Raw genomic sequence first — 13,671 nt, 5'->3', positions numbered from 1 at the left:
ATTAAAAAAGCCATTCTTTTGGAATGGATTTAATGTCTCTTGGTATATTTAATTCATCAATTAAACGGTCAAATTCTGCTGTAATATCAGGAGCATCATCATGTAAGGTAAACTTTTCACCTTCATATGATAAAATCTGATCAGTAAAATCTTTATCTTCTTCAGCAAATACAATAAAGCCGGAATCAATCTTTCCTGATATTGCACGAATTTTAGCTTCTTTGTTCTTGTTTTGACGTTCATTAACAATGGAAATCCTACGCATAGTTAAATTAATATCCTTATCTATTCGTTTCTGAATTTCACGAGCATCCGCACCATTGAATGTATTCTTTTCAATCCATATCGTTTTAATATCTTCATATTCCTTTAGTAATTCAATTACCTTATCCATGTAATCATCAAAGGTTAACCGCTTAATTAAACCCTTACGAACCCATCTAAAGTTATTAGTACTCTTAGAGCCTACTAATAAGGCTGTATAGTCATTATTTGATTTAACTTCTACCGCAGGATCACAACATAGAATTGTATTTGTGAATGTTTCCTTTTCAATTTCCTCCCTAGGAAGAGAAGTAATTTGATGAAAGGCTTTTTCACCAATTTTAGAAGCATCATTCTGCATTTCCTGTTTGAAGGCTTGAGGATTAGAATAGTAATCTAATGCTAAATCCAAGCAATCATATTTATCTTCCCATAGGACAGGATATTTCATTTCATCTTCATGCTGAAAATAAAACTCTCTTCCATGTTCCTGGGCTAATTCATCTTTAGGATTGAAATAGATTTTTTTAAACTCTTCCCATAAACCAGTATTAAATAATTGGTCTACATCATCCACTAAGATAGCCTTTTCCAAAATATGTACATACGAATGATCCTTTAACAATCGAGAAATGAAACAATCTCTATGTAAGATCGTACCTAACACAATAAATTTAGTTCCCATTTTTACTTTTTTACCTTTACGATAAACCGCTTTATCACCAGCATATACACTATCCTGTTGCCATGTATCGTACTTCTTATCCCTTGCTTCTTGAGTGATAACATCTGATTTAGATTGATAATCATCTGCAATAATCAAGGAAGGACGATTTCCATTAAACTTTTTACCACGCATGGAAGATGAAGAGGAAATAGCTTGAATTTTAGTTGTATTAGTTAACTCAAGTTCAAGTTTATTAACTGTATGTTTACGTGAATCAATCAATTGTCCAAAGGTATGTATTATGTATGGATTCTCTTCGAATGCTCGTCTAGTTTCACGGATGAATTCAATTGAATCCTGTTCTGTTTTACCAGCTACCAAAGTATAGATTGAAAACTTGTAACAATGAGCCCATACCGATAAAGCAAAGTCACATACTGTTGTTTTCGCTGCTCCCCTTGGCATGACAAGTTCTAATTTATCAAAGGAATCTGATACAAACATTTTCTCTAGATTGTTCCATATGTCATAATGGATAGAAGCGAGTTTCCTTGCTTGGTTATCCGGTTTAGGTACAAATGTATCCTGAAGGAAATAGACACAAAAAAACTCAATGGAACGTTTACCTAATGAGTAGGCTAATCCATTGAATTCGAATAGATTGTCTTTATGTTTAATCATTAATTCCTTTGCTTTGTTAGAACCGTAAAACTTGGATAAGTATTTATAAAGGATTTGTCTATTTTCTTTCGTATTGATTAGTTCAATTTGTTTGGTTGAAATAGTTTCCACCTCCAATCCATAGAAAAAAGAGTCTTTTGAAAGACTCTTTAACTAAACACTTTTGGATATAAATTTATAACCTTTTATTTCACCAGTTTCCTTATCATATATCCCACTTACTCGTCCTTCCATTAATAGTTCGCCCATAATTGATTCAAAAAAGTACTCATCATATTTCAATCCCTTTTTTATACCTTTAAGAGGAACCTCATTTTGTTGAACCCAATGCATGATTGCTTTGGTTGTAGGATAAAACAAGTAGTTGGTACAATTTTCAATTTTATTATTTTCTACAAATACCTCTCTAGTCCAACTTGAAGTTGATAAATCAAACTTTAAATTAGCTAATTGCAGGTACTCTAGAACTAATTCTTTAATTGCTTTCCTATTGGTAAATCGATAATACATTACATTATATATTATGAAACCTAGTGGGACAGCTACCGCTGCTGTTACAATTGCTCTTAATATCCAAGTTAATAATTCAAGAATCATATCCAATTTTACTCACCCCATAATGAAATATATGGTAAGTATATCATCTGATTTCAAAAATGACTTCTATTAATAGATAATTTCACTTTAGTTCCAAACTTGAAAAAATTTTATTAAAAATTGTATAGGTTACCCTACCCATTTTCCCATTTACAAAATAGAAAGGTGGGGGGTCTAACCAAATAAAATTATTTTTTTATTCAATTCTTATACAACTTTTTCCTGAAAATTATTCTATTATTTATACATTTTAATAGGGAAATAATTCTGATTTATTATCAAACATTCCCAATAAACCTTGTTGTTTCAACGATGTATAAATCAATGCATAAATAGCTGCTTAGTATATTTTTTACGTAATAAAATAACGTTGATACAACAAGGTTTGTTTCATTACAAATAAAACTTAATTGCACATAATCTATATTTTACGCAATTATCTATGGTTAATTATACAACCAAATACAATCAAACCATACCGATTAACGCATGATTATTCATCCTCACTACCCTGTTCAAACTCTTCAAACTCAGCTTCTAGTACATCCTCAGTTACCCTATTCTGATCACCTATATCAGCCTTTATTTCATGCTTAGATACTGGCTTACCTAAACCTCTATCTATGATATACTGCAATACCTGAGCCTTTACACGAGCATTCTCAGTAGTATCAGCTAAATCAAATAGGGAATCAACAGCATTTTCTAATTTGCTATCAATTATCTTTTCAACAAAGACTTTTCGCTGTTGTAATCGCCTGTCAAGTTCTGCCTTAAAAGTAGTGTCATCTAACCACTCATATATACTCTGACGTGAGATCCCACAACGTTTTGCTATCTCGGTCTTTGGTAACTCTCCCTCAGCTAACAACTGAATACATAAAGTCTTCCTATCATCTAATATAAGCATATTCTCACCGCCTTACGTTTTACATAAAAAAGGTGTAATTTTACACCCTAATATCCACCGATCCAATTATATCCGATACCACTTTCTTCGATGACAACACTGGTTACTAAGGCATCAACATAATCAGTCTCAAACCCCTGACCAGCTTTCAAAAACAACCTAACGCCATTGACCTTAATATGACAATCAGCACCATTATTAAACGAAAATTTGTAGTATCTCTTATTTTTACCTGCTAAGATATCCGTATTTACTGCTGTAGTTGTTGTCCATTCGCCTGAACCGTCATAACCTGTACCTAAACGTGTATCCATCTTTCCAACCTCCAATATTATTAATCTAATAAATTATTCCTTAATTTCTCTCCAATAAGCCGGAGCAATATCTTTTACATCTTCATAAAAACCAATTCCATCAACTGTAATACCAATCGAAATTGTATTATCAGTATTTTTAGGATAAATCTTAATGTAGCCCTTTGCTTCCAAATACTGATATTCTAAATTGTTTGCAGTTAAATCACTTTGCTGTACCTTTTTAACTGCACGAATATCCTTTTCACTTACCATAGTTTCGAAAACTTCCCTTAATAAATCTAATCTCTTATCTGCCATTTTCCATACCTCCAATAAATTTATAGTTTTTACTTACTACCCTTTTCATTTCATTTGTAACCTTTTCCAATTCTAACTTTGCAATCTCATACTCACTTAAATACTTCTCATATTGATCAGCTTCTTTCCTATACATATGCATATTCCATTCAGCCATAAATACCTTATCAGACCACTTATTAACCGCAGGATTATCCCATTTGGTTACATGAATATGTTTGCATACCGGACATTCAAAGTAATGTAGAATGACACTGTTACCCTTAAAATAGCCTATCTTAATTTTACTAATTACCTTTACTCTAAACCGTGTGGTACACCCTTCACGTTCACAAGTAAGAAGATGAATAGGCATTCCATTTACTTACTCTCCAATAATTTAGATAACTTTTCATCAATAGCCCTAAGAGTTAATATAACATCATCTTTCCACTGTTTTTCCTCTTGCTGCGATTCACGTAATACATTAAGATTTCTTTCTAAATCTGTATTTATAAAATTCAACATATTAACCTCTCCCATCTAATTTTCATTAATTTTGAGCAGAAATTTCCTGTTTTAGAGCATATAAAAAGACACTCTCAACTTGAGAATGTCTTAAACCAATTACTTAATATACAATTGGATCACTTTCATCATAATTTAATTCTGTTTGTTCGATTACCTCTACCGAAGAAACATGCATCCCATTAATAAAAACTTTTTCATCCAAATCTACGGAAACATAGGAAATGGCAAATGCTTCTTTCGGTAAGGATTCGTCTAAAAATTGTTCTACACTAGTAAATTTTTCACTGGTATACTCTTTTCCACTATCCATTATGATTTTCAGTTTCATAATATCACTCTCCCTTAGTACAAGCATACTACAAACGCATGTTCCTTGGAAGAATTATGTAATGGTAATGTTTAAGACATGAAAAAAGCACCCTTGAAAGGATGCGCTCTAATCTTTTTATTTATGGTTTAAACAGTTTTTATTATTTTTGAGGACTTTTTGAACTGTATGTTCTTCCGGTCAAATTTGATTCTCTAATTAATCTTATTATTTTCTTTTTTGGTATGTTTTCCTGATCGGACTTAGAGTAAATATCTAATAAATACACAGTATTTTCAGAAGTAACTAAGTATTCAATAATTCTAAATCCTCCAGACAAACCTTTTTTAGCACTTGTATTTTTCATACGTTTTTTAAAAACTTTATTTCCATCTTTTATAACTTTTGGAATATCTTCACCTAAATCGCCATAAATCTCTACTTCGTCCAGAAATCGTTCAAAATCATCATCAATTTTCGGGTATCTTTTTTTAAGTTTTTCATACTGTGCCTCAAAGGCAGGTGTAGTTAAAACATCAAACTTAGTCATTTTGAATTATTTTTTTCGTGACTGTGTCAAGAAATCTCTGGCAGATTTTTTAGGTAGTGTTCCAGTTTGAATCATTTCAACTTCTCGTAACGCTTTAGAAATGTTATCTTGTCTAGTCCTAGGGATATTTCTAACAACTGTTTCTGTTGCCATTTCAACGTCCTCCTTCTCACGCATACAATTCCCCCTCTTTAAATATGTTCTTACTAACATATTAGACGAAAATAGTATGTGTTTCTTTAAACAAATTATACTACATTTCGTTACACAGTGGAATATTATAAAGTAAAATGTCATATACTAGATCTTCTCTATTTAAAATACAACAAAAAGTATGTTAATCCTTTAAAATTATATAAAATTCATACGAATAATCCCGTTATTTTTTTAGAAGTATATAAAAGAATGAGATACTTTCCAATTTAATGTTTACTTAATTTATATACCCATCCACATAAAATTAAAACATTAAAAAAGTGGAGCATCCTTTCAGACACTCCCAATTCACATATTAGTTTAAAAGAGACATTCATTCTCCCTCTTTGGTGGATGTACTTGGATTTGAACCAAATTACACCCAAAATAAAAAAGCCACCTACACAGTCGCTTTGAGTATATCTTTACAATATTTACTTGCCGGATGTATTTTCCCTGTTCTTATTAAATGCCGTTGTACATTTTCAGTTTGACTAGTCCAATCCAAATTATCACTAAGATTATTAAATTTATCTCCATCTAAATGATCAATTACTTTTTCTGCACTCCACCCATCCAACATCCATAAACCTACTAGACGATGCATATAAACGGTTAAAGTTATGTTGTCATTGGTGACTAAGCCATAACGAAAATATGGACTATTCTTATTCCCAATTCTAGGCTTTATGTATTGATTACTTTTTGTATTAAAAACAGCAATATAACCATCACTAAAACTATGTACCTCATAAATGTCTCTAACATCCTCTAATGTAGGTAATGTATTTGCTAGTACTATGCAAGTAATTTCAAATTGACTTCTCATCTCATCACAGTAAAACAATGGATTTTTATAATTAATTTCATTTTTCATTATGGAAATCAACTTCAATTCTGCTTACATCCAAGCCAGCATTCTTAGTACTCATAAACTCAATTCCTTTCACAACCGTGTTGGAATCTGCAAAATAATAATTAACGTAATCCTGAACCATTTTACGAATATCGTCCCTTGTTAATTGAATTTTCATTTCACATCTCCCTCATTAATATCGAATTATCTTATAAGGCAATCCTTTTTTCTTTGCCATTCCCACAACATATCCAGTATCTTTACTAATTCCATCCCAAAAAATGAGACAACTATCAATAAAATCACATAAAATGTTATTTCTGATAACTGCTGCTTGTTTTCCGTGTTTCTGCCAATCAATCGGAAAACTACAAATATCTAAATCTCTCTCAACAGCATATTTTTCAGCTAATAACTCGACTCCATCAGCTTCACCGGACACAATAACTACATTAGGTAACTTATCCTTTAGATGATAATCTAATTTTTGTTTGATTAGAGTATAGTTATCACAGTTTTTTGATCCTGTTACATAAATCTTATTCATTGTCTAAATCCTGTAACTGGCGAAGTAAATAATCTTTATCCGCTTCACCATAGCAAACAAATTCCATTTCCCTGTTTCTTCTATCCATCACAACAAGTAACTTGTCTTCATCCTCGATTTTTATGAAACGAGTTATTGCAAACTCATAAGCATCTGCTCGATAAGTAAACTTACCCAAAAATTCAAGGTCTTCATCTGAACCGTCATAATCTAAATTGGACACTTCCCATTGTCCATCATCATTGAACTCAATTAGCATGTCTTTATAATCCAAATCAACTACTCCTTTCCCTTTTGAATGTATATATCAATATCCTTTGTTTCTTCTTTACAGCAATTTTTTACATTCTCTTTTAAACTAGATAAAGATAAGCACTTGCCACAATAATAGAATTTCATTTTTCAATCCTCTTTCTTTTTCCGGTCAAACTTATATAATTCGCAATCTGATAATGCAAATGTTTTTAATTGAGTGGTTCGAATAAAATTCACTGGATCATACGAAAGAATTATTTCAAGTAAAACAGAACGGTCATATTGTTTAATTTTAATCACTTTGCCTTTAACTCTATGGGAACGCACATAGACTATATCCCCAACATTAATTGAATCCATTTGTCTTACTTCCTTTCATATGTATTTAATTTTGGAGGAGGGCGCTTTTCTTTCAGAACGGAGCAACCCATTGGCGATTAGCATGAAGCACTAACCGATACCGTTCATTTCCACAACTTCTCTGCACGATACAACTCTAACTCTCCTTGGAGTAAAACCTTGTTAGCGATCATGCACCTACCGAGGAAATAAAATAAATGAACTACTAGATACTTGTCGTATTCCCATATATTTATTACGTCCGTGAGAATACTGTCAGCAATTAGCAAAACTGACACGGACAAGATTATTAATCTATAAATTTAATTGAAAACCCGAAAACTTCTTCAATTTTCTTACTTATTTCTGGTGTTATCGGTCTCTTCCCTCGTTCGAGATAGCTAAGGTAGGATTGACTTATTCCTAATCTCGAAGCTAGCGAACCTTGAGAAAGTTCAGCGAAAAAACGTAATTTCTTGATAGGTGACAATCCTACCTCAACTCCTTCCTGTTTGTTTAAATTTATGACATAAAAATAAATACAAAAAAACTTGATAAATATAGATGTTTTGTGTTATTGTTAAATTGGATATTTATATTCATTTTTATGAAATAAAAAAAAGAAAAGACAGCACCCATGACAGTACTGCCTTAGATATTTACATTCAATTAGACAACACCATCTAGTGATATTGTTATTTTTTACCGAATAAAACGTTATATCACTTTAACCGCAATTAAACTCACATCACATAATCACACATTAGTGTTCGAATTAGCCACCAACATGAAATTACATTTAGTTTGTTACAATTTGATTTAAATGATAAAGGAAAGAAGATACTAACCCTTGATCGTGTCATTAGTTTTCTCTTCTTCCCTATATAGTACATTATCCGAAAACCCTTCAAACCTTGGTATATCTACATTTCTAGCAAGCTACTAGGTTCTCATTTTCCTTTTGTTTCTTATCCCATTCCCTTTTACTCTCATTTTTCATCGTTTCCTTACATTCATCAGAGCAATATTTCTCTTTATATGTATTAGCCACAAATTCATTACCACAACATTGACAATCCTTTAAATTATGTAAGTTAAACTTTAAATTTGTTACAAGAACATCCCCGAAACTATCCCACAATGTTTTCTTGTTAGCTGCCTTTTTAACCTTGTACAGATACTCCACTAGCACATTAACAACATATCCCTCTGTAACTTTAGAATCAATTTCATGAACAGTTTCCATGATTTCATCCTTAATCACTTTCGCAATATAAATATACTTGTCATCCTTGTATTCAACCGACTCTTTGTCAATCATCCACTTTTTATTTTTGTTAATTTTATCGTATGTCTTTTTGATTGCTTCATCGACACTATCACCTTTAGATTTAATCTTATTAACACTCATCAACATTTTGTAATCCATCTTATCTGCAACTGTTCTAAAGTGAATCCTTGTGTCATTGATAATATCTTCAAGCATATTTACAACTGGAGTATGTTCATGGACTACTTTCTCAAATATTTCGCCATCCTCATTAACATACTTTTCGATTTCCTTTACTACCTTATCAGCCACCTTTTCCTTATCCTTAGCAAATTGGAAAAAGTAAGGTGTATCTCCTTTGGTGTGTTTTCTTATTTCTGCTTTAATATTTGTTGGTGGTTTTGGTAGAAAATTAGTCTTACTATAGTCAATCATGAAATTATTGTACATAGTAAGTAACTTTATGACTTGAAGCTTATCATCGGTAAACTCACCAGCAGAATTCCATATTTTAGTTATCGAATTACTTATCGAACCTATTTGACCACCAAAAGCCTTAATCAAACTATCATAGATAGAATTCTCATCAATTGGTTGAATTGGTGCTGCAGACATCTCATAGTATAAAGGATAAATATTCTTCATTGCTTCTGTACTTACTTCGATAAGATTTTTTTCAGTACATACATTAACTTGATCCCCGTCAAAATCACACTGGATTAATCGAGGAAGAAAGGAATGATTTGAAATATACAAACCACCAGTAACAAACCATTTCTTTAACTCATCATTCTTAATATTCTTCGCTATCCCGTGTTCCCTCGATAAAGCCGGAGAACGCATAATATCGACCATACCATAGCGTAAATTCTTAGCAAATACTTTACCATCCCCTAATAATCCTTTAGGCTTCTTATCCCCTTTGAAAAGGAATTCGCAATATCCGAAAAGGTCAGGAATGATAAACATCCTTTTGCCTTCTACCCTCAATTTTCCTGCCTTTGCATCATTAACCATTGATGTTTTTTTACCTTTAATCATTTCTTTAACATGAGGATCATTGAGTAAATTGTTATACATAAACAAAGCTTGTTGGAGGTGATTCTTTTTATCATTTTCAACCGTTGCTCCCAACGAACGTAACATGACATCTTTGTCATTGCCGATGGATTCTATATCACAATTAGTCATTTCAGCAATTTTGACTAATGAATCCTTTGACATGTTGGTTAAACTTTGGATGTACTGGTAATTGAGGTGAATATCTCTTGTCTCTACTTCCTCATTACATTTTCCAGCTTCACAATTGTAATCCTTGAAAAATGTTCTGTATTCGTCCATACTGCTGTAGTATTTCCAAGTTTTTAATTGACTAGCTGACAGGATAATTTGAACATCATCTTTTATAATATCGTGAGTAGTTCCCCACACATCGACTATCTTCGTATTCTTTGCTTCATTTATACTGAAATCCTTGAAATCGAATGGTACGAGTAAACCTTTCCCAAAATTTACCCTAAATTGGAATGCTTTATCACTTAATCCTGGAAGGATCATTCCCACTCCATCACTAACATTCATCTGCAATGACATTGTTTCAGGTTTATTGATGGTATATGTATCTCGGTCAATAAATTCGACCATTCCAGTAACATCCATTTCTAAGTCAGGACATATCACAACTTTATCAATATTAAAGCCTTCCCATTTGGTAGTTGCTGAGTTTTGGAGGCTAAGATATGCGAGATACTTATTGATATTAACTCCTGATTCCTCTTTGTCACCTTTCTTAAAAACAGTATTATTAATTCTATCCCAACTCAATCCACACATTAATGTATCTTCAACTGTATATGTATCACCTTTTTCATTTACACTTTCCTTTTCTAATGCTGATTTCTTGATGAATACACATTTTTTGTTTTTCATCTGGCCACTGCTACTGGAGAAAAACTTATACTCCTCATTCATGTAGGTGAATCCATTATCAATCAAATCTTTGAGTACACGATAATGATAAACTTTCACAATAACAATCTCATCATTTACTTCATTGATTTTTAGATTTAATGCCCTAGTCAAACTACTCTCAAATAGAGCTACAACTTGACTAGATTTATGTACTTCTTTCGTGCTAATTATAGTCCCACTCTTATCCTTAATATTTTTGTTGGTGAATATAGATTCCTTGTTCAATTCACGGACGATATTATTATTTTCTCCACTTTCAAACAAAGTTTTCAATTCACTATTTAACTTTTGTTCCATTTCGTTTAGCTGCTTAATCATAATTTCATTATCGAATTTACTTGAATTTTTTAATTCACCTTTTTCAAGTCTAATATCCATCAACCTTTTAGCAATTACACCTTCATTTTCATTAAAGAATGCATCTGTACTAACTGATAAAACTAATACTCTGTTTTGTAATTGAGTTGTCATTTATTATTTCCTCCTAAGATATGTAATTTAAATTTTGATTAAGATTTAATTCGACTTCGTGTGGGGAAGTCAAAGGTCAAGGTGGTTTTACTTGACCCTCCCCACGGTTGTTCTTTCCAATTAATTAGTGGTAGAATATTGTTAAGGCAACCATCACAAATTCCAAAAACCGTTGAATTTGTTCGGTTATTCGTCACAATAAATTGTTCCTCAATATAAATTTATGTATTTACTTTTCTATTAAAATTTGATAAACTGTGTATAAGTAAAATAGGTTAAGTATGTACATAAGAAAAATCGCTCATTTTCAAATACATGAATATGGTTTATATAATAGGTATCTGAAAATGAGCGTTTTTTATCCAAACAAATCTTCAAATATAAGATCATCTTCTTCTTTGGTACTTCTTAATTCATTTAGTATGCTTTTAGCTGACCTATCAATGAGTAAGGTTGCTAACTCCTTCATGTTTTCTATGTACTTACTATTATTACGTAATTCAGATTTTGACTTGTTCCCAGCAGTAAACCATTGTTCTTTTCTTAATTGTGAATTATTTATAAAATGATCAATTATGGTTGAGTTTAACTGATTTAGAGTTTCATCTTTAACTACTTGTTCAAGTAGTAAATCAGCTAGTTTGTTTCTTTCTTGTTCTATGTATTTCTCGTTCACAGTTATTTCATAAGCAGGAAAGTAGTGGTGAATTTCAGTTCGTTTATTTAATTTGTTTTGGACTTCTTTTTTAAACTCCATCCACTTATTCGACACTCTTATTTTTGATTTTTCCTCAAATCCAAGTTCCTCAAGCGTTTCTCTTTCACACTCCAAAATTTGATACACTTCCCATTTGGTTGCTTTCCTTGTGTTAAACCTACCCTGTTCCCGAACCTTAATTATATTGTTATACATGATAATACTTTTATCTTGTAAATTTTCCAATGCAGACTGAATAATGTTTGAAAAGTTGCTGTTATTAATGTTGTAAAATTCATAAATAAAACTTTTGTCAATATCGACTAACTTTTCCAATTTCTTAACCTGTTGACTACATTCTCCATAATTTACATTTGTCATGCCGATGCTTACCATTAGTTTATTTTTACTTATGGTTATATAACCATTGCTTTGAGCCAATATATCAGTAATTAATAACTGTGCGGCATTGCCATATATACTCCTACGACATCCTTCACTTTTACCTCTGCCATCCACTTTTTCTTTTGGGGTTTCATACACTTCTTTTACAGTGATTTTGTGTCCATCTTTGACATAACTACAATATCTTTCTAATTCCTTATATTGAGAATTCTTACTATTTGTATTGCTTTTTATTTCCATCTCTAATTCTGCACATAAAGCCTTATAATTTTTAAAGACTTGTCCAGCGTATAAGTTTTCTATTTTCACATTTTCCCTCCTAATTAATTGTAGATACGAAATGTCTCGTCAATGTACTCTTTAATCTTTGACCAAAAGAAATTGTAAACTTCCTCAAAATCTTCAGATTTATATATGGATAAATAATCTAATGCCATTTTATTAAGTAAATGATCTATATCCTGTGTAAAATCCTCTTGCGAATATGGGAATGCTAAAATTTCTCCGAGTTCATCATTGTATTTGTTAAGTATGTTTAAAAATTCATCCATTCCGTTTTCCTCCTATTTTTCTAAGATATATTTTTTGTACTTTTCAACATAATGTGATGCCATTTCCTTTGTATTTGTTTCAAAATACGAAACCCACGCTTGAGAAACACCAATATAATCTGCGATTTCGTACTGCCTAATCTTTTTCTTTTTACGCATTAACAAAAAGAAATCCTTTTCTGTTTCATTCATCTGTATCAGCCCCTTTCAAGTTATTTTTATAATTAAAAAATTAAATGAATACAATAATTCTTACTTATGGGATTAGATTATTTTTATAACTAAAAAATATAAAACTACTAATCTTCCCTTTCCCTATATAGAGCGTTATCTATAAACACGTTCAGCCTTACAACCCGTTGGGATAGAGGCTGTTTAGTTAGGTAAATTGGTTCCTCATTTTCCTTCGAATAAAATCAGTCTTTTAATTGAAGATAATCACCCCTTTCAAGTAAGTTAATTTATTTTCGATTTTGTATAAAAAAGACTTGCAATATAAGAATAATCGTTTATAATTTGTTATAAGAGTTGTAGATATATAGATTGTCAAAGAGCAACTAAAACTGTATAGTGCGTGTAAAAAGTAGACAAAACCTATAAAAGGATTGTCTTATTTGTGTTTATAGATATAGTTCACTCTTAAATATATCAAACTATGAAACTATCGTCAATAGGTTTTGTTAAAATAGTTGAAATATTTTTATTTTTGTTGTCTATGCTATATTTTAGCGAGAAAAAGTCGATTAGCAAATGTCTAATTTGGGAAAACTGAAAATTATTTTATAAAAAGGAAAAACCGCCACAAAATAGTAGCAGTTAGCGATACTTTAATGAAGCCCTATGCAACCAGTTATTGGCATATTCCCTCTCATCACTACCTCCTGAATTCTCACTCCGAGTTAGATCAGCGATAAAACAACCGAGTAAGAAGGCAATAGTCACTCCCTCATTTTCTGCTTTTTCTTTAAGAAGGACATATTCCTCTTCAGTAATGTCAACATTTAACCTTTTCAT

General features: G+C 31.4%; 21 protein-coding genes. All 21 read right to left on the bottom strand.

The features are described from left to right. Position 1 precedes the first annotated feature (1 nt). Complete coding sequence (locus ABC255_RS08740) at positions 2-1,729, bottom strand: hypothetical protein (protein WP_412992807.1); 1,728 nt, start codon at positions 1,727-1,729, stop codon at positions 2-4. Between the two features lie 36 nt (positions 1,730-1,765). Further along, positions 1,766-2,215, bottom strand: a complete 450-nt coding sequence (locus ABC255_RS08735) for a hypothetical protein (protein ID WP_412992806.1) — start codon at positions 2,213-2,215, stop codon at positions 1,766-1,768. Positions 2,216-2,702: 487 nt separating this feature from the next. Further along, positions 2,703-3,119: a phBC6A51 family helix-turn-helix protein gene (locus ABC255_RS08730; protein ID WP_412992804.1), complete on the bottom strand. Its 417-nt coding sequence runs from the start codon at positions 3,117-3,119 to the stop codon at positions 2,703-2,705. Between the two features lie 47 nt (positions 3,120-3,166). Further along, positions 3,167-3,433: a hypothetical protein gene (locus ABC255_RS08725; RefSeq protein WP_412992802.1), complete on the bottom strand. Its 267-nt coding sequence runs from the start codon at positions 3,431-3,433 to the stop codon at positions 3,167-3,169. A gap of 33 nt (positions 3,434-3,466) precedes the next feature. Next, positions 3,467-3,733 (bottom strand): hypothetical protein, encoded by a 267-nt coding sequence (locus ABC255_RS08720; protein ID WP_412992800.1) that lies wholly within the window; start codon positions 3,731-3,733, stop codon positions 3,467-3,469. Next, complete coding sequence (locus ABC255_RS08715; protein WP_412992799.1) at positions 3,723-4,088, bottom strand: hypothetical protein; 366 nt, start codon at positions 4,086-4,088, stop codon at positions 3,723-3,725. The genes ABC255_RS08720 and ABC255_RS08715 overlap by 11 nt, the downstream gene beginning before the upstream one ends. Positions 4,089-4,093: 5 nt before the next feature. Beyond that, positions 4,094-4,240, bottom strand: a complete 147-nt coding sequence (locus tag ABC255_RS08710) for a hypothetical protein (RefSeq protein ID WP_412992797.1) — start codon at positions 4,238-4,240, stop codon at positions 4,094-4,096. A gap of 103 nt (positions 4,241-4,343) precedes the next feature. After that, positions 4,344-4,571: a hypothetical protein gene (locus ABC255_RS08705; RefSeq protein ID WP_412992795.1), complete on the bottom strand. Its 228-nt coding sequence runs from the start codon at positions 4,569-4,571 to the stop codon at positions 4,344-4,346. Between the two features lie 142 nt (positions 4,572-4,713). Continuing rightward, positions 4,714-5,100: a hypothetical protein gene (locus tag ABC255_RS08700; protein WP_412992794.1), complete on the bottom strand. Its 387-nt coding sequence runs from the start codon at positions 5,098-5,100 to the stop codon at positions 4,714-4,716. Between the two features lie 6 nt (positions 5,101-5,106). Beyond that, on the bottom strand, positions 5,107-5,277 hold the full coding sequence (locus tag ABC255_RS08695) for a hypothetical protein (protein WP_412992792.1): 171 nt from the start codon (positions 5,275-5,277) through the stop codon (positions 5,107-5,109). A gap of 418 nt (positions 5,278-5,695) precedes the next feature. Further along, the gene (locus ABC255_RS08690) at positions 5,696-6,172 is read right to left on the bottom strand and encodes an HNH endonuclease family protein (protein ID WP_412992791.1); all 477 of its coding nucleotides are present in this window, start codon (positions 6,170-6,172) and stop codon (positions 5,696-5,698) included. Next, complete coding sequence (locus ABC255_RS08685) at positions 6,162-6,329, bottom strand: hypothetical protein (protein ID WP_412992789.1); 168 nt, start codon at positions 6,327-6,329, stop codon at positions 6,162-6,164. Before ABC255_RS08685 ends, ABC255_RS08690 begins: the two co-directional genes overlap by 11 nt. Positions 6,330-6,344: 15 nt before the next feature. After that, positions 6,345-6,698, bottom strand: a complete 354-nt coding sequence (locus ABC255_RS08680; protein WP_412992787.1) for a DUF2493 domain-containing protein — start codon at positions 6,696-6,698, stop codon at positions 6,345-6,347. After that, positions 6,691-6,972: a hypothetical protein gene (locus tag ABC255_RS08675; protein ID WP_412992785.1), complete on the bottom strand. Its 282-nt coding sequence runs from the start codon at positions 6,970-6,972 to the stop codon at positions 6,691-6,693. Before ABC255_RS08675 ends, ABC255_RS08680 begins: the two co-directional genes overlap by 8 nt. Positions 6,973-7,100: 128 nt before the next feature. Beyond that, positions 7,101-7,313 carry a hypothetical protein gene (locus ABC255_RS08670; protein WP_412992783.1) on the bottom strand — a complete coding sequence of 71 codons (213 nt, stop codon included), beginning with the start codon at positions 7,311-7,313 and terminating at the stop codon, positions 7,101-7,103. 289 nt (positions 7,314-7,602) lie between these two features. Continuing rightward, a complete protein-coding gene (locus tag ABC255_RS08665; protein ID WP_412992781.1) occupies positions 7,603-7,782 on the bottom strand; it encodes a helix-turn-helix transcriptional regulator in 180 nt (59 codons plus the stop codon). 441 nt (positions 7,783-8,223) lie between these two features. Beyond that, entirely contained in the window at positions 8,224-11,004 is a 2,781-nt protein-coding gene (locus ABC255_RS08660) for an RNA dependent RNA polymerase (protein ID WP_412992779.1), read from the bottom strand. Between the two features lie 358 nt (positions 11,005-11,362). Continuing rightward, positions 11,363-12,415: a hypothetical protein gene (locus ABC255_RS08655; RefSeq protein ID WP_412992778.1), complete on the bottom strand. Its 1,053-nt coding sequence runs from the start codon at positions 12,413-12,415 to the stop codon at positions 11,363-11,365. A 14-nt stretch (positions 12,416-12,429) separates the two neighbouring features. Further along, positions 12,430-12,657, bottom strand: coding sequence for a hypothetical protein (locus ABC255_RS08650; protein ID WP_412992776.1), 228 nt, complete (start codon positions 12,655-12,657; stop codon positions 12,430-12,432). Positions 12,658-12,669: 12 nt separating this feature from the next. Next, positions 12,670-12,849, bottom strand: a complete 180-nt coding sequence (locus tag ABC255_RS08645) for a helix-turn-helix domain-containing protein (RefSeq protein ID WP_412992774.1) — start codon at positions 12,847-12,849, stop codon at positions 12,670-12,672. A 624-nt stretch (positions 12,850-13,473) separates the two neighbouring features. After that, positions 13,474-13,671 (bottom strand): hypothetical protein, encoded by a 198-nt coding sequence (locus tag ABC255_RS08640; RefSeq protein WP_412992772.1) that lies wholly within the window; start codon positions 13,669-13,671, stop codon positions 13,474-13,476.

The organism is Neobacillus canaveralius, assembly GCF_047237705.1.
GTDB lineage: Bacteria > Bacillota > Bacilli > Bacillales > Cytobacillaceae > Neobacillus > Neobacillus niacini_K.
This window is presented reverse-complemented; position numbering and strand designations above follow the sequence as displayed.